This is a genomic window from Melioribacter sulfuriphilus (assembly GCF_052656625.1).
In genome coordinates, this window is sequence record NZ_JBQXXK010000001.1 from 41,423 (window position 1) to 60,810 (window position 19,388).

Here is a 19,388-nt window from a genome sequence, read left to right on the forward strand (position 1 = left end):
ATGTTCATTACTTTCGAAGGTCTTGACTTTTGTGGCAAGTCAACTCAAGTTAAATTGTTAAAAAAATATCTGGAAAATAAAAAAGAAAAAGTACTGGTAATAAGAGAACCCGGTGGTACAGAAATATCCGAGAGCATCCGTTCCATTCTTCTCGATAAAAAGAACAGTGGAATGTTCGATGAAACTGAATTATTACTTTTTTCAGCAAGCAGGGCTCAATTGGTAAAAGAAAAAATTTTACCAGCTCTCGAAAATAATATCTGGGTAATATCGGATCGATTTCACGATTCCACAATTGCCTACCAATCATACGGTCGAGGTTTGCCCCGAACTTTTGTCGAAAAATTACAGAGTTTTGTCATCGGAAAAGCAGTGCCGAATTTTACTTTTTTTATCGATTTACCAATCGACGAGGTTTTCAAAAGAATGTCAGTTGTAAAAAAACACGAACTCGACAGAATCGAAACTTCACGAAGAGAATTTTATGAAAATGTGAGAAAAGGTTATCTTCGACTTTCCAATAAAGAAAAGCGATTTAAAAAGATTGACGGAACACTTTCAATTGAAGAGATACACAAAATAATCGTTGAAGAAATTGAAAAGAATATTCGGGTAGAAGCATGAAGACTAAACGACAGTTATTCTTTGTTTTGTTAATTGCATTTTTGTTCAGCGGGTTTTTCCGCAGTGACAACGATATCTATTTCAAAATAAATAAAAGCATTGATATATTCGGACGAGTCTATAAAGAACTTTCTCTCAACTACGTTGATCCCATCGACCCAGAAAAATTAATGCAAGCAGGAATTGAAGGTATGCTTGAATCTCTCGACCCGTATACGAACTTTATTGATGATATTCATCAAAAAGATATCGACATTATTACTAAAGGCACTTACGGCGGTATTGGTGCAACTGTTGGACTGCGTAACGATAACATTACCATTGTTGATTTAATAGAAGGATATTCAGCACAACGTCAGGGCATGAGAATTGGAGATGTTATTATTAAAATCGATTCAGTCGAAGTATCGAAAGATAATTATGAAACTTTGAGCGAACTGCTCAAAGGCGAACCAGGCACATTCGTTACGGTTACGGTAATCAGAGAAGGCTCAAGTGAACCTATAGTGTTCAATTTGGTAAGAGAAGATATTGAAGTAAAAAATTTATCTTTTTATGGATTTTATCCGGCGAATTCAAATAATGTTTACTTGAAATTGAGTGGCTTTTCACGTACTGCAGGAGAAGAAGTAAAAAAAGCTCTAATCGAACTTGGAGAAAAAAAAGAGATTAAAAGCATCGTACTCGATTTGAGAGGTAATCCAGGTGGACTGTTAAATGCTGCAATTGAAGTTTGCGAAAAATTTTTGAAAAAGGGAGATTTGATAGTTTCTGTCGAGGGAAGGGACACATCTCAAACTAAGAAGTATTATTCGGAAGAAGAACCAATTGCTTCCAGAGTAAAAATGGCAGTGCTGATCGATCAAGGTTCAGCTTCTGCTTCCGAAATTGTTGCCGGAGCACTTCAAGATCACGACCGCGCTGTTATAATTGGTGAGAATTCATTTGGCAAAGGGCTGGTCCAAACTGTAGTTCCGCTCTCTTTTAATACTTCTCTTAAAATAACAACTGCGCGTTACTACACTCCCAGCGGACGCTCGATACAAAAAATTAACTATAGTGATCAAAAAATTCTTCTCGAAAACCGAAAAGAAAAGAACGGAACAATTTTCAAAACGGACAATAATAGAAAAGTTTATTCAGGCGGTGGAATAATGCCAGATTCGATAGTGGACAATTCAATTAAATCCGACCTTATTCAAAATTTGCTGGCTGAAGGATTGTTCTTCCGCTTCGCTACTAATTTATTCAACAACAATGTAAATGCCAATTTCGAATCGCTGTCTGATAGATATCTTATCGATAAGTTCAAGAAATATCTGTCAAATATTAATTACAAGTATGAATCTCCCTCGTTGCGTTTGATTAGAGAATTGTTAACAAAGGCTAAAACTGAAGACCTTTCCGAAAACCTTATTACTATTTTGAAAAATGAAGAAAAAAATCAACTCTCGAGAGTTGATGAACAAATTGAAAAATACAGCAGTGAAATAGCGGGATTGATTAGAGAAGAGTTACGTGCAAGAAGCAACGGAAGAGTTGCCAGGATAATTGAGTCTTTGAAACACGATACACAATTCAACACTGCGCTCTCCGTTCTGAATAACGATAAATTATACAAAAAATTATTGCACCCTCATGCTGACTGAACTATTTCTGATGTATTTGATAGCCATTGGCGCAGGTCTACTGGGAGCTCTTGTGGGAATTGGAGGAGGTATAATTGTAGTTCCTGCATTAACTCTGGTTTTTAACATTCCTGTCCATTATGCAATTGCTGCAAGCCTTATTTCAGTTATTGCAACCTCCATTGCAGGCGCAAACAGATACGTCGAGCAAGAAATAACAAATCTAAAACTGGGGATGTTTCTTGAAATTTTCACTACGGCAGGTGCACTTGTTGGAGCTTTTCTGGCGCTTATACTTCACGGCTGGATATTGAGTGTAATTTTCGGTGTGCTTGTTTTCGTTATGGCTTTTTATTCCTTTAAAAACAGAGAAGAAAAGACAATTAAGCTCGATAATAATTACAAGCTATCTAAAAAATCTTTGGTGGATTTCGAAGATACTTTTTACGACCGCGCCGAAAAAAGAACAGTTGAATATAGAGTATTAAATCCGATAAAAGGCGGATTTATATCGATGCTTGCTGGAGTCGGATCAGGTTTATTGGGTATCGGTGGGGGTATCATAAAAGTATCTGTTATGAATAGTTATATGAAAGTGCCAATGAAAGTAGCAGTGGCCACCAGTAAATTTATGATTGGAATTACGGCTTCGGCAAGCGCGGTTTTGTATTTCCTGAACGGTGCAGTTAACTCATTTATCGTTGCTCCAGTTGCGCTCGGCACAATTACAGGAGCTACACTCGGAAGTATGGTTATGAATCGTATTCAGACAAAATATATCAAAATTCTCTTTATAGTTGTTGCCGGGTATTTATCTGTAAGAATGATAATACGCGGCCTGGCTACCGGTTTTAATTTGATGTGATGGCTTATGAATTTAAAAAAGTATATCTCAGGTGTATTATCAATCGGAATTTATACTACCGTTTTCTTTTATCTATGCGGAATTATAATTGTCGTTATAAAAGGTGATGCCAAAGATTTCTTCTCAGTAGCTAACATCGTTTCCTTAAAAGATTTTTTTACGAGATTTTTTGCTCTGGATCCAGCACCTTTTTTCTATCTCGGCACGTTGGTGCTGATATTAACTCCTATTATGAGGGTTCTCTTTTCATGTTATTATTTTTACAAAATAAAAGACACAAAATTTTTCTTTATTACAATTGCTGTAGTTCTTATATTAGTTCTGAGCGTTTCTATAGGGCTATTTTTTTCATTAAATCTCGGTTAAAAGGGGGTAGATTTGAAGTACTACAAAATTTTTATCAGCAAAGATCCGCAGTATTCCCGCTGTCCAAAATGTAATGCTGAATTTACACTGCATCGCTCAAGAGCCAGAAATATGATTGAACAGATCATTAAAAAGATAACCTATTTTAAAATTTATCGTTGCCGTCAATGTGGATGGAGGGGCTATTTATCCACTATAGTAATTACGTCCGAATCGTTTAAGGCAATTCTGGTTTATAGCTTTTTGATACTGTTTACAGCTTATGTGGTGAAAATTTTAATTGGAAGATTTGTTGCTAATTAATTAGTCTTTTCTCATCGATATTAAAGATTGGCTCAAATAAATTCTTCGCCAATCAATTCTGTTTTCGCAATTCTTATGCATAACTCCATAATGAAAAATTGATACTTTAATGTATCTATCTACTATTTTGCCTCTATGGATATTGTTAATAAATATTTTACTAATTGTGTAAAATTCCTTATTCAAATTCAGAACGTTTTAGAAATTTTTAACGTTGCGTTTTTCCATTCTAAACTGGACTTAATCGCGCGCGGGAAAAAATAATTTAGAAGCTAATTCATTATACGAATTAATCTGGTTTAGATCGTGAATCTTGATTTTCCCTCTGTTTTTTATAAGCCAGTTCAAAGTGATTTTCAGCCTTTCGAGGTCTTTCTCTTTTATTTCCTTGAACAGTTCTATAGTACCGTCAAAATAGTCTTTTAGTATTTCGTCAAAATATTTGTCAGATTCGGAAATGAAATTCCGTATTACAAGTTTACCTTCCAGTAGAAGTAAATAGTCGTTTTTTTCTATACCTGCTATTTCTATCAATGTTTTTGCTTTATTAATCGGCTCATTTAGAATTGAGGCTTTTTGTAATTGTTTCAAAATTAGATTAATTACATCACGAATTTCAGCTGCCTCTTCGAATTTTTTTTCTTCGCTTAGTGTTTTCATTTTTTGTAATAGCCTGTCGAGCGCCGACTGATTCTTTCCTCTCAAAAACTCGTCTACCAGTTCCAGTTCATTATCATATTCATTGTTGGCTGGGTTGATACATGGCGCAGTGCATCTCTTGATGTCGAACAGGTAGCATTTCCTTTTTTTTGAAAACTCTTTGTTTTTACATTCTCTGAGTCTGAAAGTTTTGTCGATTATTTCTTTTAGTAATCCGGCAATATCGCGATTTGGATAGGGCCCGTAATAATCATTTCCATCAAAATCGAATTTTGTAGTTACTTCAACAACCGGAAAGCTCTCCTGTGAAGTCACTCTTATAAAATAATTTCGGGAATATTTTTTCAATAATTTATTGTAAGCTGGTTTGTGTTCCTTAATTAGTTCAGCTTCTGCTAATAACGCAGTTAGTTCGGTATTTGTACGCAGGAAATCGATTTTGTTGGCTTTTGTAACAATTTTTTTTGTTTTACGCGGCGCATTGTTTACAAAATAATTGGACAGTCGTTTTTTTAGTGATTTGGCTTTCCCGATATAAAGAATGTCGTCCTTTGTATCTTTGAAAAAATAGATGCCAGGTGTTTCAGGAATTTTAATGTAGTCCTCAGCAAGACTTTTCTTTATGATTCTATAAGATCGGGTGGGAGCAAATTTCTGGAAGCTTATCAGCTCCGAAACTGTTTCTACATGGTGCTCTTCTATAAGCCTGTCGAACATTTTAATTAATATTTTAGCCGTTGCCAGAGCATCGCCTAATCCTGTATGAACATTTCTGTGGCGAATTTTCAAATGGCGCGTTAAGCTTCCGAGAGCTTTACTCGGCAGTTCAGGATAAATACGCTTTGCCAATTCCAGTGTGCAAATGGCCGGGTTTTCCGGCAGTTCAAGTCCAGTTTTTAAGCATTCAAATTTCAAGAAGGAATAGTCGAACTTAAGATTGTGGGCTACCAATATAGAATCCCCGAAGAATTCGACTATCTTGTTATAAATATCTTCAAAGTACGGCGCATTTGATACGTCTTCATCACTTATTCCGGTTAGTTGAGTTATATAATGCGGTATTTGTTTGCCTGGATTTATGTAAGAAGAAAATGTATTAATAATTTTTTTGTTTCTTATCTTTACAATACCGATTTCAATTGCTCTTTCGTTACGTGCCGATGCTCCAGTAGTCTCGAAGTCAAATACACAGTATTCTGCTTTGTCAAGTTTTATTTCCGTTAATTCCATGTTACATCAAAGAATAGCCTAATAGTTAATTCGTTAGTTTTATATAGTAATTTAACTAACTAAAATACACAGAGAAAATTTATATTACCATCATGTTATAAATAAGCAAAAAAATTATTATTAAGGTGAAGTATCCAGGAAGACGTTTTTTGTGATTATGGATATCTATTTGCCAACTTTAGCAATTGTAGGAATATGGTAAGGTACTTACAATCAGAGTAACTTTTTATACCGCTTTCTTGATTGCCGATATTTATAGGATGAATTTTTGTTATATACATTAATTGGGCAACTTTACTGTTATTAATTGTTTTGTTTTCAATGTTAATTAATAATTTAATTATGCTCTACTATTTCATAAAAAAATCATTGGTTATAAATGAACAATTCTTTATACTTGTTACCTTAAATACAATTTAAATTAAAAAAGAAAATTATGAATATTAATATATTGTTTATAGGAGATATAGTTGGGCAGCCCGGACTTGATATTGTTCAGATGTGGTTGCCGAGTCTTCAGAAAAAATACCGAGCAGATCTTACGATTGTAAACGGTGAAAATGCATCAGACGGAAAAGGGTGTACCGAAAAGGAAGCCAGGACACTTTTTGACCTTGGTGTTGATGTGATAACTGGCGGAAATCACACGTGGGATAAACATCAGTCACAGGAATATTTACGGAAAGATAATCGCGTAATAAGGCCTCTTAACTATCCGAAAGGAACTTACGGAAATGGTTATTACGTGGCTGAAACTAAGAAAGGAAAAGTAGCGGTTATTAATTTACAGGGCAGGGCATTTATGGCTCCTATCGACTGTCCCTTTAGAGCCAGCGAGTGGGTGCTTTCAAAACTTGAAGGTACCACAAAAGTTATAATTGTCGATTTTCATGCCGAAGCTACAGCCGAAAAACTTGCAATGGTAAATTTTCTTGATGGTAGAATATCTGCTTTGATCGGTACGCACACGCATATTCAAACTGCTGACGAAAGAATTTTTCCTAACGGCACCGGTTATATTACCGATTGCGGAATGACTGGTCCGTACGATTCCGTAATCGGTATGAAAACTGAAGCTGCTATTAATCGTTTCCTTTATCAGACTCCACAAAAATATCAGGTGGCAAATGATAATGTGCATCTGTGCGGACTGTTCTTAAAGATTGATACAATAACAGGCAAGACGGTTGAAATAGAGAGGATCCTTATCCCTGAATTTAACAAAATGGCGCCGACAAACTAAATTTTCATTTTTCTGCTTGTTATTTTTCTCTTTGAGATGAAATGAATAATTTTCGTATTAGATTTTAAATAAATCGAGTGTAATTCGATGGCCGTTATATTAGATGGTAAAAAAATAGCTTCTGAAATTAAAGCCGAACTGAGAGAAAATATTCAAAAACTGAAATCCGAAGGGAAACCTGTTCCAGGACTGGTTGCCATTTTAGTGGGCGAAAATCCTGCATCGAAAGTTTATGTGTCCTCGAAAAGCAGGGATTGCGAAGAGATAGGCATTAAATCGAAAGTAGAGTCGTTGCCCGAAAATACAACCGAAAAAGAATTGCTCGATTTAATAAAGAAATATAATAACGAGCCGGAATATCACGGTATCCTGGTTCAATTGCCTTTGCCGGATCATATCGACGAAAATCGTGTCATTGAAACCATTGATCCTTTGAAAGATGTTGACGGTTTTCACCCTCAAAATGTTGGTAATCTTGTTATTGGCAAAAACACTTTCTATCCGTGTACTCCTTACGGAATTATGGAGATATTAAGACGTTATCAGATTGAAACCCAGGGTAAACATGTCGTTGTGGTAGGAAGAAGCAATATTGTAGGGAAACCGATAGCAAACATGATGTTGCAAAAGAAAAAGGGAGCTAATTCCATTGTAACCGTGTGTCACTCAGCTGCTGAGGATCTTTCGCGTTACACAAAAGATGCAGATATTCTAATAGCTGCCATCGGAAAACCGAATTTCATTAAAGCCTCTATGGTGAAAGAAGGTGTGGTTGTAGTCGACGTAGGTATTAATAGAATTGAAGATAGTACTACAAAAGCTGGATACCGACTTGTCGGAGATGTGGACTTTGAGGAAGTATTTGATAAGGCTTCTTATATTACGCCTGTTCCAGGTGGAGTTGGATTGATGACGCGTGCAATGCTTTTGCGCAATACATTCGAAGCATACCAAAAGATAATGGGTAATTAAGATGGACTCGAATCTTCTTGATAAAATAATTTCAGAAGTACTTGTTGAAAAATCATTGCAAGAATTTTATTGCAAAGGTAATACCTGCGAAGGTTGGGAGCGTAGTGTTGTTGATCAACCAATGGCTGTAAAAAATATTATCGACAACGGAGCCGACAGAATTGCCGCAGGCATCGGAATTGGCGATAAAATTCCGGATCGGTCGATAGCAAGAATGATTGATCATACTCTCTTAAAACCTGAAGCCACACCCGACGACATAAAAAAATTGTGCGACGAAGCCAGAACTTATCATTTTGCATCAGTATGCGTTAATCCCTGTTATGTCACTTTATGTCGGGACTTGCTGCGTGATTCGGATGTAAAAGTTTGTACAGTTATTGGCTTTCCACTCGGAGCCACTACTACTGAAGTTAAAAAATTCGAAGCCGAACAAGCTTTGAAAAACGGCGCTCAGGAAATCGATATGGTAATCAATGTCGGAATGCTAAAAAAGGGTAATTATGATTACGTTTTCAATGATATTAATCAAGTAGTCCTTACGGCAAAAAAATATAACGCCGTTTGCAAAGTTATTATTGAAACCGCATTACTAACAGATGAAGAAAAAGTTAAAGCGTGCCTGATAAGCAAAGAAGCTAAAGCGGATTTTGTAAAAACATCGACAGGTTTCAGTAAAGGCGGTGCAACTGCAGGCGACGTTGCTTTGATGAAGTATGTCGTAGGATCCTCAGTCGGGGTGAAAGCCTCTGGAGGTATCAGAACGACAGAAGATGCGATGCTGATGATCAAAAGCGGCGCCGATCGAATTGGTGCAAGTGCAAGCGTCAAAATTGTCAAAGGAGAGTCGAATACAGGTGGTGGCTATTAATGGTTTTAGATCTACTTATTTTAAAAACAGACGACGGCTATACCGCTGAAATTCCTTCTATGAAAGGTTGTGAAAGCTGGGCTCATAACGAAGATGATGCAATTGAAAAGACTCTCGAATTGCTACGATTTTACCTTCAGCTAAAGCCAGATTTTAAATTCAAAATTGATAGAGCAAGGAAAGAAGGCAATAAGGTTGTTTATAAAGTAATTTTCGACAAGGTTTCATGAGAAAATTTCGTACCGAGAGTAGAATTAAAAAAATATCGGATACTATCAGAAATAGGCAGTTTTCACTGAGAGTTGTAATTGAAAATGTGCACGACCCACATAACGTTAGCGCAATTTTCAGGACATGCGATGCAGTCGGTGTTCCTAAAGTTACACTAATTTATACTGTAGAAGAATTTCCTAAAATTAGTAAAGTAACTTCTGCTTCGGCTAACAAGTGGATTGAAACGGAAAAATTCAAAAGTGTAGCTGAAGGAATTGATTCACTACATAAAGAAGGCTTCAAAGTTTTTGCCAGTAATCTCGATAAAAATGCCCGAAATTTGTACGACCTTGATTTAACTGGTAAAGTAGCGCTGGTATTTGCTAATGAACACAGAGGAATTTCTGAGGAAATGAAAAAATATGCCGATGGACAATTTTATATTCCTATGTACGGAATGATTCAAAGTTTGAATGTTTCGGTTGCTGCTGCAGTTGCGCTCTACGAAGCTCAAAGACAAAGAAAAATTAAAGGGATGTACGGTAAAAGCGAACTTACAGAAGAAGAAATTAATAAACTTATCGATAGTTGGTGCGAAAAATGATTCAGAGATTTCATAAAGTCAATAAGATTAAAGGTGAACTCCGTTTGCCCGGTGATAAATCAATTTCTCACAGAGCCGTAATGTTTGCTTCAATGGCTGAAGGCAAGTCGTTGATAAAAAATTGTTCTAATTCTGCCGATGTTAACTCCACCATCGAATGCTTCGGCAAATTGGGTGTCGATATAGAAAAAAAAGACGAATTGCTGGTTGTAAATGGAGTTGGTCTAAAAAAATTCAAAGAACCCACAACTGAATTGTATGCAGGTAATTCAGGTACAACAGCACGCTTGATGACTGGCATATTGACTGCTCAGAATTTTAAATCCGTTATCACAGGCGACAACTCGTTATCAAAACGCCCAATGAAAAGAATTATCGAACCATTACAAGAAATGGGAGCCATAATTGAAGCATCCGAAGCAGGCACTCTCCCGATTACAATTTCTCCGACGGATAATCTTCACGCAATCGAATATGAGATGAGTGTACCCAGCGCTCAGGTTAAAAGTGCAATTATTTTGTCTGCACTGCATTTAAATGATAAAACGGTAATTTACGAACCTGTTCCAACACGCAATCATACCGAAATAATGCTGGGCTTGGAAACCGAGTACGACGGCACTAAAAAAAAGATTTATGCTTCGATAAAAAATTATCCAACACCCTTTGAAATGACAGTTCCTTCAGATATTTCAACAGCGGCTTTCTTCATCGTTCTGAGTCTCCTTATTCCTGACTCGGAACTTGTAATAAGAAATGTATCGTTAAATGAAACACGTACGGGAATCCTATCCGTTTTGAAAATGATGGGTGCCAATATCTTAATTGAAAATGAATCTTTAGAGAGAGGTGAAAAAAAGGGCGACATCCGTATTCTATCGAGCGAACTTGTAAATACCGAAATTTCAAAAGAGATTATCCCGAATATAATCGATGAAATTCCAATACTATCCGTAGCCGGTATTTTCGCTGAGGGGAACTTCAGAATAAACCATGCTAAAGAATTACGTTATAAAGAATCCGACCGTATTGCAGCACTCTGTAATAATTATAAGAAGTTAGGACTTTATGTTGAAGAATTCGAAGATGGTTTTGAAGTAGGCGGAAGTATAAAGAATAAAGATGTAATTTTTGAAAGTTACGGTGATCATCGCATAGCAATGGCATTGGCTGTTCTCTCGATGAATATTAAAGAGGGAGGTAGCATAAACGAATTTGAATCGGTAGCAATTTCAAATCCCGATTTTCTGAAGCAATTAAACGAGATTGCTAAATAATTACAGCTCGAGTATTTGGTGCTCGAATTTGTTTATCGACAATTCGTTATATATCCATCTGAGTATATCAAGGCCGTACTTATTTGCGAAGTAGGCGAAATTCAGTTCTCTTTCCTGAAGATTTTCATTGGGATACAAAACGTTTTGTATTTTTTTAAGTTGCCTTATCGTTACCTCGTGCTTTCGCTTTTCGGCATCGATGGCTTTATTTTTCAAAAGATTCAGACTTTCGTTAATTCTTGCTCTGGTCTTTTCCGTCAATTCTGGCATTGTCTTTTCTACATTGCTCAAGATATTACCGAGTTCGTTTAATGCAGTGTTAATCTTATCCTGAGTATCTTCAAAGATGGCATCGATATTATTATCGCTGGTGCGGGCAATTATCTTTTCGATTAATTCTTCTTGCGGACAGAAGACCTCTTCAATTTTCAGTTGGTATTTACTCAACAGAGATCCAATATTATTTTCCAGAATTGTTGCCGATGCTCTCGGATAAATATATGGCATATTGATGTCAAAAAATTTATAGAGTGGTGTCAATTGAGCGAAATAACTAATTTCAGCAGGACCGGCAATATAAAAGCCCGTGGGTAAAAGATAATCCTGGCAGATTGATCTCAATAAAACATTAGGGCTGAATCTCTCGGGAGCAAATTCTAATTGTGAAATCATATCTTCGTAGGAAAATTTTTTCTTTCTGCCTTTTAATCTAAAACCATCCTCGAGTGGTTCGATAGAAAGTCTTTCATTTTCATCGAGGTAAAAAAGATTTACCGGTTTTACCTTAACTTGAGCATGGTAAATTTCTTCCAGCTCAGCACTGCGTTCCACTAAGGAAACGGTATGTTCTTTATAGTTGGTCAGTTCTTGCCTGAAGATAGGCGTTAATATTTTTTTCACTTCAGGGTCTGAAGGATTGAAAACGATAAGGCCGTATTCATCAAATAAACGTATAAGCAAATTTTTAAAACTTTCCAGAAAAGTTGTATCGGGTTGATAAAAAGATTTTAGCAAATCCATCAATGTCATTTTGAACTCAGATTCACGGAGCGATGCAGATAGTTCGTCCAGTAATTGCCTCAGATTTTGGTTGAAAATGATATTTCCAACGCTCCCTCTGTTAATGCTTTCATCCAGTCCATCGTTGTAGACGAGAGTCTTAAGTGAATTATCTCTGTCGAGTATATTTATTTTCCTTACTTCCTCGAAGTCGTGGTCGTCGGCCTCAAGCCAGAAAACTGGCACAAAATTAAAGCTGTCGTATTTATCATTTAAATAATTTGCCAGCTTGATGGCTGTGATCGTTTTATAAAATGTGTAAAGAGGTCCTCCGAATATTCCTAATTGCTGTCCGGTAACAATCGCTATAGTATTTGAGGAATTTAATTCTTCGATGTTGGAAAGAGTCAATTTCGATGCACGGATGTTTCTATACTGCTCTTTAATTATTGTGGTTAATTTTTCTCTGTGGGGGCGTTCGTAAGACAGAATAGAATTAAAGTGATTGTCATATCCTTGTTCATTACGAAAATTTTTACCATAAAATTTTTCTACGTTTTCGAATTCATAAAGATAGTCGAGAAATAAATTCGGATGACCGGGTATGTCCGAATAATTTATGTACATTATAGACCTCAGACTTAATGAAAAATATTTTATATTTGTCGAAGAAATAAGATACAGATTTACGATATCAAAATAATAAAAAATCCACTAGACTAAAATCGATAAATTGAAAAGGGAGATCTTCATGCCGCAAGAATTTATTATATCCGTAGACCTTGGAGGCACAAAAATTCTGACCGCATTGATCGATAAAGAAAATAATATTAAATCACGTATTAAAATTCCGACTATGCTAAATAAAGGAGCTGATGGGTTGGTCGATGCAATTTCAAACTCTATTGCTACAATTATAAGAGATAATAAACTATCGCAACGAAATGTTAAAGCTGTTGCTCTGGGTGTACCCGGCACGGTGAATCCTTTTACAGGCATAATCGATACAGCACCCAATCTTGGAATCAACAATTTTAATATAAAAGATGCACTCACTTCAAGAATTTCACTACCTATTTTAGTTGAAAATGATGTTAATCTTGCCGGTCTCGGCATTAAAAAATTTGAGTTTCATGACAAAATTAAGAATATGCTCGTAGTGTTTATTGGAACGGGAATTGGAGGCGCTTTGTTCTTCGACGGTAAAATTTATAGAGGCTCAAGTTTCTATGCAGGCGAAATTGGGCATATGCTGGTGGACAAAAAAGGCGCACTTGCAACTAAGCCGAAAAGAAGGACTTTTGAAAAAACTGCCAGCAGAACGGCAATCGAAGAAACAATTATCAAGGAAATTAAGAGAGGAAAAAGCTCCATACTCAAAAGTCATATCGATGCCGGTAGAAAATTGAAAAGTAAAATGCTGCTGGAGGCATTAAAAAAACAGGATAAACTGACGGTGAAAGTTTTATCCAGGGCTGCAACTGTTACAGGTACAGTTCTCGGTAGTCTTACAACTCTTCTAAATTTCGATACGATTGTGCTGGGTGGTGGAGTGGTGGAAGCAATGGAAGACTTCTGGCTTCCAATAGTTAAAGCTTCGTTTTACAACAGCGTTTTGCTGGCACCCGGAAAAGTTGTCGAAATCAAAGCAACAAAACTCGGCGACGATGCTGCAATCTACGGCGGTATAGCTCTTGCTGAAGAATTTCTGAATTAATTTAATTGAGTTGTTCTTTATATTTTTCTTCAATCGATTCAAGCTGTGAAAACAATTCAGTCCATTCGTTAAAAATCAAGTCGAGTTCTTTTTTGACATTGTTATAGCTGATGTTTTTTTCTTTTAACATTACCGGGTTGTTAAATATTTCGGGAGTGGCAAGTTCTTGTTCCAATTCAAGTTTGCTTTTTTCCAGTTCGTTTATTCTTTTTTCGTAATAATTGAGTCTTTCTTTCAGTTCTTTGGTCTCATTATATTTTTGCTGTCGTAGTTCTGCTTCTTTTCTTTTATTTTCTTTCCGTGTTGATTTATTTGATTGAATCTGTTTTGCAGATTCTTCAATGGTCTTTTCTTCTTCTCTTCTCGATAAATAATATTCTATACCACCATAGTGAACTCTAAGTGATTTGTCTCTCAATTCATAAACTTTGCTAACTATTGGTTTGAGAAAATCGATGTCGTGCGAAACTATGATAAGAGTACCGTTGAAATCAATAAGTGCGTTTTGCAGGACTTCTTTTGATGAGTGGTCGAGATGGTTTGTCGGTTCGTCCAGAATTATTAGATTGCTTTTTGTAAGCAGAAGCCGGGCTAAAGCAAGTCTACTTTTTTCCCCTCCCGAAAGAACTTTTACTTTTTTAAATATCGAATCACCTGTAAAAAGAAACGATCCGAGCAACGACCTCAATTGTCCAGGAGTAAGCTGGTCGTTTACAGACTGCAATGAATCGATAAGGTCTTCCTCGCCATTTAAAGATTCAGTTACTTCCTGTTCGTAGTACGAAACTAAAGTATTATGGCCGTATATTACTTCACCTGCAGAAGGTAAGATTTTCTTTGCAATTATTTTTGCAAGGGTTGTTTTACCAGCTCCATTAGGACCGACTATGGCAATCTTTTCGCCTCTCTCTATTTTAATATCAATATTTTCAAGAACGCTTATGTTTCCGTACGATTTGAAAATCTTTTTTAATTCAACTGGAACAGCTCCGCTTTGTTCGACTTCTGGAATGCGAAAGTTGATTTGCTTTTCTTCGTCTTCGATTTCAATTCTTTCGATTTTTTCCAGTTGCTTGATGCGACTTTGAACCTGACGCGCTTTTGTGGCTTTAAATCGGAATCTTTCAATGAACCTTTCAGTTTCTTTAATCTTCTTCTCGAGATTTTTTTCCGCTTCTTTTAATTGTTTTTCTCTTTCCTTGCGGAATCTTAAATACTGCTCGTAAGTACCAGGAAAGAAATTGATTTTTCTGTTGAAAATTTCGAGAGTTTTATTGGTTACGTTATTAATAAAATGTCTGTCGTGAGATACAATTATTAAAGCTCCACGGTAATTATTGAGGAAGTTTTCGAGCCACATTAAAGTGTCGATATCGAGATGGTTTGTTGGTTCGTCCAGTAAAATTAAATCGTTTTCTCCCAATAGAATTTTAGCCAGTTGAATTCGCATCTGCCAGCCGCCAGAAAACTCTTCAGTCCGACGGTCAAAATCGGTATTCTTGAAACCCAGACCGGTAAGAACTTTTTCTGCACGCGCTTCCAGCGAGTAATAGTCGTATTGTTCCTTGCGATGATGTATTTCTCCTAATTCCTCGATTAGCAATCTCTTTTCATCTTCGAGTATTTCAGTAGATTCCAGTTGAGAAATTATCGAAGCTTCTTTTTCTTCGAGTTCTTTAATATCGGGCATGGAGGACTTTACTTCCTCGAGAAGAGTCCTTCCCTTGAAACTTATTAGTTCCTGCGGCAGATAACCAATTCTTATCCCTTTCTGAATAAGTACTTTGCCCGTTTCAGATAGCTCTTGTCCGCAAATTATTTTCAACAGAGTTGATTTACCCTTGCCGTTTGACCCAACAAGAGCAATTTTATCGTTTCTGTTGATTTTAAGGCTTACGTCTTCGAATAAATTTTCACCAGTAAATTGAACGGATAAGTTTATTATGTCGATCATAAAAAATCTTATTTCCGAATTACTGCTATTTTTGAAACCGCAACGTTGTTGGCTTCTCTGTCGTATGCAACGATTAAATACACTCCCGAAGAGACGTACTTGCCATCGTTATCTTTACCGTCCCAATATGCAATCCTTCCGCCCGGTGCTTTAAAGTCTCTGACCAATTGGTTGTTTATATCAATTATCTTGATATAAGAATCGTCAATTAGACCATCGATAATTAAAGTGTTCTCGGAAGAATTATCAATTATAAAAGGAGAGGGATAAGCAAAAATTTCGCCAAAAGATTCTAAAGGCTGTAAAAATGTAGTCTCAATTTTTACAAGACCATAATCTGTACCTGCGTAAACAATTCCTCTCTTTTTGTCGATTGTAATTGAACGTATCATGTCATCGGGTAACGGACTGTTAAGCGATGTAAAATAATTGATCACTTCGAATCCGTCAGATGATAGTTGTAACAATCCTTTATTGGTGCCAACCCATTTCTGGTCGATGGCATCTACAGCTATCGAGGTTACAGAAAGTCCTCGTAGTGAAGGTATGGAAATATTTAATACGGACGGATTCGATGGATCGGGTATAATGTTCATCCCGAGACTTGTACCGACCCACAGTTGTCCTCTGTTGTCAACTTTGAGTGCAGTAACTGTATTAGTAAGTAGTCCATTTGTCTGACTAATATAACCTTGTATGTCGTCGTTAGTATTTGAAAAAGTGCTGTTTTCGTTATAATAATAAAGTCCAATTCTTCCGGAAAACAGGCGGAACCATTTTGTATCAAACTGGTCAATTTCCAGTTCGTATGTCAATTCGTTCGAAGTCAAGAGTGGTTTTGTGTACGAATAACCGTACCAATTGCCTTCTGTTGTTAATACATATAGTTGTTGCAGGAATGTGTTCTGTAAATTTGTCAACCAGACATTGCCTTTTGAATCTTCTTCGATATCTGTAATTACTACAAAATTTGGGTCACTTGGAATGCCTGCAAGTGGACTGTTCCCAGCGTTGTAAGCTTCTAAAGAGCCATCTTTATAGATTGCAAATCCCTTTCCCCAGGTGCCTAAATATACTGCCTCAGAAGTTCTGGAAGCTCGTACACTGAAGACGTCGTTTGTCTGAAGTGATGGAAATTTCTGGTAATTCACCACGTCCCAATGATTTCCGTCAAATACCATAGCACCAATTCCCTGACCATCTTTACCCGTTGCAATCCATAGATTGCCTTCAATATCTACGTCCATATTCAAAAAAGAATTGCTTGCCGGATTGTCCGGCTTGATTATTTTTTCACTTCCGTTTGAAAGTTCAATTACTCCGGATGTAGTACCTAAATAAATTTTTCCATTATAAACAGCAACCGACGTAAGTTCGAAAGAATTATTATTGTAGATCAATGATACTTCGGAACCATCGTAGAGGTAGAGCGAATTTTTCGATGCGGCATAAATCTTTGTATTGTCTACGTAGAAGTCGACAACAGGAACGGCTTCTAATGTTAAAATGTCCCACGACGTGTTGTATTGATAAATACCGTTATCTGTAGCTGCAATAACTTTGTCGGAATAAAGATCGAATTTTCTAATTGTACCAAAAGAACCTGATGAAGATGATGTATAATTAAGCCACGATTCTGGTGCAACGAGATTTGTTGAACCAGGCTTTTGAACAGCTATTCCAGAAGAAGTAGCTGTGAAAATTCTTTCATCTTTGATTACTGCACTGACATTAATCTCCGACGAAAAATTCCCGAATTTTGTAAATGTATCGTAGAGTGAATAATTATTTTTATTAATCAATACAACGCCGAAAGACGTGGCGACAAAAATTGTGTCGCCTTTAGCATAGAGATTATTAATTCTTTTTTGTGATTTGTCGGATTTATAGATATCCAGAATATTTTTAGATGCTCCACTTTCGATGTCGTAAAAAATGACAAAGCCTTCGACTGTGCCGAGCCAGATTTTATTATCTGTATCGATAAATATTGATGTGAAATTCTGGCTGTTGATGTTATCCGCTTTGTTTATAATAACAAAAGATGAATCTTCCGGATTGTATAAATAAGCTCCGCCTGAAGTAGCAACCCATATTCCGTTATCAGAGGTCATTAGATCAACAACATTATCCATATTTGAATAGACTTCCCAATTCAATATGTTCTGGGCATTAAGATTCGCATAAACAATAAATAATAAAAAAATGCTTTTGATAAGTTTAACCATATTTCACCGCAAGTTATAATAATTGGTAGTAAAAGATAATATTTAAACCCAATAATTTCATTTTAGGAAAATATAAAAGGGATGAAAAAAAAGAGTAATATCAGGCGGTATTCCTGTGAAGCATATTTCTCATTGCATCAAGGTGATTGGGGGCTAAGTTATATTTGCCTAAATTTCCTTCGTCATTTTTTTTGCCACCATGGAAATCGGAACCCCCGCTTTCGAGTAGACAATATTGATTTACGATTCCCTTATAAAAAGCGATTTGATTTTCGTTGTGGCTCGGATGGATTACTTCGATTCCGTCGAGACCTGCTTCAATAATATTGACCAAAATTGATTCTTTTATAAAGCCCGGATGGGCTATAAACGAAAGTCCACCGGCGTCTTCGATTAGTTTTAAAGCGCTTTGAGGAGAAAAATGAATTTTCCTTTCGTATGCCGGTCCTCTGTCGCCGATATATTTTTCGAATGCTTCAAAGTAATTGTCGATAATACCAAGGTCAACAAGTGTATAAGCGATGTGAGGCCGGCCGATAGCGGAATTTTTAGCTCTCTCAATTACGTCGTCAATTGTAATATTCATACCGAGACTTCTCAGTTTTTCAACAATCCTTTTTGCTCTGTGGTAACGTTCTTCCTTAAAAAAAGTGAGGCATTTTTGAAGCTCTTTGTTTTTATAGTCGATAAAATATGCCAGTAAATGGACTTCCACATTATCGATGTCGGTACTGATTTCGAGTCCTGGAATTACTTCAACGCCCAGGTCCTTTCCGCATAGAATTGCCTCTTCGAGTCCATCGATTGTATCGTGGTCAGTTATGCTTATTGTGCGTAGACCTTTTTCGTAAGCCATCTGAACAATTTCCTCAGGGGAATAAGCACCGTCGGAGTAGGTGGTATGAATATGTAAATCGATCATCTCAGCCGTAGAGTTCCTTGAATTTTTCGTAATCTACAATTCTTATGTTTGGCCCATCGATCTCGATTAGACCTTTTTTGGCAAAGGAATGAAGTGTCCTCGATATTGTTTCTCTGGAAGTGCCTGCCATATTTGCGATATCCTGCTGTACCGGTAATTTTTCGAGTTCGACTTTCCCGTGTCTTATTTTACCGATACTTTCTGCCAATTCAAGTAAAACGGTGGCAACTTTTCCTTCGGCGTCTTTGAGAGAAAGTGCTTTTATTTTTACATTGGCGGCTCTAAGTCGATTCGTAAGTTCTTCGAGTAGTGCCAGAGCAACTTCGTGATGTGTTTTGAGCAGGTCGATAAATTCATTCCTCTGAATTATGAAAATTTCTGAATCTTCAATTGCCGTAACAGTGGCCGACCTTGTTTTCCCGTCGAGTATTGCCATCTCTCCAAAAAAATCATTGTCAGAGAGGATCGATAAAATAACTTCTTTGCCGTCCTCGCTTGTACGCGATACTTTTACTTTTCCTTTGAGCATTATAAAAAGGGCTGTACCAGATTCGTCTTCTTTCAAGATTACTTCATTTTTGGAATAGATCTTACGCGTACCCGAGTTCTCAATACTTTTTAAAGTTACATCGGGTAAATTCGAGAAAATCGGCACATACTTAAGGAAACTTCCCGATTCCATAGCCCTTCCTGAAGTTAATTTCAGAATGAT

18 protein-coding genes are annotated in these 19,388 nt (G+C 36.6%); 12 read left to right on the top strand and 6 right to left on the bottom strand.

What is annotated here, in order from left to right:
• From tmk to ACUN8G_RS00175, 5 genes are read left to right on the top strand one after another with little or no spacing between them, the layout of a single operon-like run.
• Complete coding sequence (tmk, locus tag ACUN8G_RS00155) at window positions 1-624, top strand: dTMP kinase (RefSeq protein ID WP_437346613.1); 624 nt, start codon at window positions 1-3, stop codon at window positions 622-624.
• Complete coding sequence (locus tag ACUN8G_RS00160) at window positions 621-2,273, top strand: S41 family peptidase (protein WP_437346614.1); 1,653 nt, start codon at window positions 621-623, stop codon at window positions 2,271-2,273. Before tmk ends, ACUN8G_RS00160 begins: the two co-directional genes overlap by 4 nt.
• Before the next feature lie 10 nt (window positions 2,274-2,283).
• Window positions 2,284-3,117, top strand: coding sequence for a sulfite exporter TauE/SafE family protein (locus ACUN8G_RS00165; RefSeq protein WP_445480881.1), 834 nt, complete (start codon window positions 2,284-2,286; stop codon window positions 3,115-3,117).
• 6 nt (window positions 3,118-3,123) lie between these two features.
• A complete protein-coding gene (locus ACUN8G_RS00170) occupies window positions 3,124-3,483 on the top strand; it encodes a DUF1634 domain-containing protein (protein WP_437346616.1) in 360 nt (119 codons plus the stop codon).
• A gap of 12 nt (window positions 3,484-3,495) precedes the next feature.
• On the top strand, window positions 3,496-3,786 hold the full coding sequence (locus tag ACUN8G_RS00175; protein WP_437346617.1) for a hypothetical protein: 291 nt from the start codon (window positions 3,496-3,498) through the stop codon (window positions 3,784-3,786).
• Window positions 3,787-4,026: 240 nt separating this feature from the next.
• On the opposite strand, the gene ACUN8G_RS00180 is transcribed toward ACUN8G_RS00175, so the two are convergent.
• The gene (locus ACUN8G_RS00180; protein WP_437346618.1) at window positions 4,027-5,676 is read right to left on the bottom strand and encodes an exonuclease domain-containing protein; all 1,650 of its coding nucleotides are present in this window, start codon (window positions 5,674-5,676) and stop codon (window positions 4,027-4,029) included.
• A 436-nt stretch (window positions 5,677-6,112) separates the two neighbouring features.
• On the opposite strand from ACUN8G_RS00180, the gene ACUN8G_RS00185 reads away from it, so the two are divergent.
• The 6 genes from ACUN8G_RS00185 to aroA all read left to right on the top strand — a co-directional run bounded on the left by ACUN8G_RS00185 (window position 6,113) and on the right by aroA (window position 10,856).
• A complete protein-coding gene (locus tag ACUN8G_RS00185; RefSeq protein ID WP_437346619.1) occupies window positions 6,113-6,919 on the top strand; it encodes a TIGR00282 family metallophosphoesterase in 807 nt (268 codons plus the stop codon).
• Window positions 6,920-7,006: 87 nt separating this feature from the next.
• The gene (gene folD, locus ACUN8G_RS00190; RefSeq protein WP_437346620.1) at window positions 7,007-7,891 is read left to right on the top strand and encodes a bifunctional methylenetetrahydrofolate dehydrogenase/methenyltetrahydrofolate cyclohydrolase FolD; all 885 of its coding nucleotides are present in this window, start codon (window positions 7,007-7,009) and stop codon (window positions 7,889-7,891) included.
• Window positions 7,892-8,105: 214 nt separating this feature from the next.
• Window positions 8,106-8,762 carry a deoxyribose-phosphate aldolase gene (deoC, locus tag ACUN8G_RS00195; protein ID WP_437346673.1) on the top strand — a complete coding sequence of 219 codons (657 nt, stop codon included), beginning with the start codon at window positions 8,106-8,108 and terminating at the stop codon, window positions 8,760-8,762.
• Entirely contained in the window at window positions 8,762-8,992 is a 231-nt protein-coding gene (locus tag ACUN8G_RS00200; protein WP_437346621.1) for a type II toxin-antitoxin system HicB family antitoxin, read from the top strand. The genes deoC and ACUN8G_RS00200 overlap by 1 nt, the downstream gene beginning before the upstream one ends.
• On the top strand, window positions 8,989-9,579 hold the full coding sequence (locus ACUN8G_RS00205) for a TrmH family RNA methyltransferase (RefSeq protein ID WP_437346622.1): 591 nt from the start codon (window positions 8,989-8,991) through the stop codon (window positions 9,577-9,579). Before ACUN8G_RS00200 ends, ACUN8G_RS00205 begins: the two co-directional genes overlap by 4 nt.
• Entirely contained in the window at window positions 9,576-10,856 is a 1,281-nt protein-coding gene (gene aroA / locus ACUN8G_RS00210; RefSeq protein WP_437346623.1) for a 3-phosphoshikimate 1-carboxyvinyltransferase, read from the top strand. Before ACUN8G_RS00205 ends, aroA begins: the two co-directional genes overlap by 4 nt.
• Here the strand turns inward: aroA and bshC are convergent, their stop codons facing one another.
• On the bottom strand, window positions 10,857-12,482 hold the full coding sequence (gene bshC, locus ACUN8G_RS00215; RefSeq protein ID WP_437346624.1) for a bacillithiol biosynthesis cysteine-adding enzyme BshC: 1,626 nt from the start codon (window positions 12,480-12,482) through the stop codon (window positions 10,857-10,859).
• Between the two features lie 124 nt (window positions 12,483-12,606).
• On the opposite strand from bshC, the gene ACUN8G_RS00220 reads away from it, so the two are divergent.
• Window positions 12,607-13,572: an ROK family protein gene (locus tag ACUN8G_RS00220; RefSeq protein WP_437346625.1), complete on the top strand. Its 966-nt coding sequence runs from the start codon at window positions 12,607-12,609 to the stop codon at window positions 13,570-13,572.
• 1 nt (window position 13,573) lies between these two features.
• On the opposite strand, the gene ACUN8G_RS00225 is transcribed toward ACUN8G_RS00220, so the two are convergent.
• The 4 genes from ACUN8G_RS00225 to ACUN8G_RS00240 all read right to left on the bottom strand — a co-directional run bounded on the left by ACUN8G_RS00225 (window position 13,574) and on the right by ACUN8G_RS00240 (window position 19,358).
• Window positions 13,574-15,526 (bottom strand): ABC-F family ATP-binding cassette domain-containing protein, encoded by a 1,953-nt coding sequence (locus ACUN8G_RS00225; RefSeq protein ID WP_437346626.1) that lies wholly within the window; start codon window positions 15,524-15,526, stop codon window positions 13,574-13,576.
• A gap of 8 nt (window positions 15,527-15,534) precedes the next feature.
• Window positions 15,535-17,754 carry a type IX secretion system anionic LPS delivery protein PorZ gene (gene porZ / locus ACUN8G_RS00230; RefSeq protein WP_437346627.1) on the bottom strand — a complete coding sequence of 740 codons (2,220 nt, stop codon included), beginning with the start codon at window positions 17,752-17,754 and terminating at the stop codon, window positions 15,535-15,537.
• Window positions 17,755-17,854: 100 nt separating this feature from the next.
• Complete coding sequence (locus ACUN8G_RS00235) at window positions 17,855-18,676, bottom strand: PHP domain-containing protein (protein ID WP_437346628.1); 822 nt, start codon at window positions 18,674-18,676, stop codon at window positions 17,855-17,857.
• A 1-nt stretch (window position 18,677) separates the two neighbouring features.
• Entirely contained in the window at window positions 18,678-19,358 is a 681-nt protein-coding gene (locus ACUN8G_RS00240) for a Crp/Fnr family transcriptional regulator (RefSeq protein ID WP_437346629.1), read from the bottom strand.
• Between the last annotated feature and the right edge of the window lie 30 nt (window positions 19,359-19,388).

Bases quoted from the DNA above. Each gene is read 5' to 3' on its own strand.
- tmk (WP_437346613.1), top strand. From the start codon at position 1: ATGTTCATTACTTTCGAAGGTCTTGACTTTTGTGGCAAGTCAACTCAA.
- ACUN8G_RS00160 (WP_437346614.1), top strand. From the start codon at position 621: ATGAAGACTAAACGACAGTTATTCTTTGTTTTGTTAATTGCATTTTTG.
- ACUN8G_RS00165 (WP_445480881.1), top strand. From the start codon at position 2,284: ATGTATTTGATAGCCATTGGCGCAGGTCTACTGGGAGCTCTTGTGGGA.
- ACUN8G_RS00170 (WP_437346616.1), top strand. From the start codon at position 3,124: ATGAATTTAAAAAAGTATATCTCAGGTGTATTATCAATCGGAATTTAT.
- ACUN8G_RS00180 (WP_437346618.1), bottom strand. From the start codon at position 5,676: ATGGAATTAACGGAAATAAAACTTGACAAAGCAGAATACTGTGTATTT.
- ACUN8G_RS00185 (WP_437346619.1), top strand. From the start codon at position 6,113: ATGAATATTAATATATTGTTTATAGGAGATATAGTTGGGCAGCCCGGA.
- folD (WP_437346620.1), top strand. From the start codon at position 7,007: ATGGCCGTTATATTAGATGGTAAAAAAATAGCTTCTGAAATTAAAGCC.
- deoC (WP_437346673.1), top strand. From the start codon at position 8,106: ATGATTGATCATACTCTCTTAAAACCTGAAGCCACACCCGACGACATA.
- ACUN8G_RS00200 (WP_437346621.1), top strand. From the start codon at position 8,762: ATGGTTTTAGATCTACTTATTTTAAAAACAGACGACGGCTATACCGCT.
- ACUN8G_RS00205 (WP_437346622.1), top strand. From the start codon at position 8,989: ATGAGAAAATTTCGTACCGAGAGTAGAATTAAAAAAATATCGGATACT.
- aroA (WP_437346623.1), top strand. From the start codon at position 9,576: ATGATTCAGAGATTTCATAAAGTCAATAAGATTAAAGGTGAACTCCGT.
- bshC (WP_437346624.1), bottom strand. From the start codon at position 12,482: ATGTACATAAATTATTCGGACATACCCGGTCATCCGAATTTATTTCTC.
- ACUN8G_RS00220 (WP_437346625.1), top strand. From the start codon at position 12,607: ATGCCGCAAGAATTTATTATATCCGTAGACCTTGGAGGCACAAAAATT.
- ACUN8G_RS00225 (WP_437346626.1), bottom strand. From the start codon at position 15,526: ATGATCGACATAATAAACTTATCCGTTCAATTTACTGGTGAAAATTTA.
- porZ (WP_437346627.1), bottom strand. From the start codon at position 17,754: ATGGTTAAACTTATCAAAAGCATTTTTTTATTATTTATTGTTTATGCG.
- ACUN8G_RS00235 (WP_437346628.1), bottom strand. From the start codon at position 18,676: ATGATCGATTTACATATTCATACCACCTACTCCGACGGTGCTTATTCC.
- ACUN8G_RS00240 (WP_437346629.1), bottom strand. From the start codon at position 19,358: ATGGAATCGGGAAGTTTCCTTAAGTATGTGCCGATTTTCTCGAATTTA.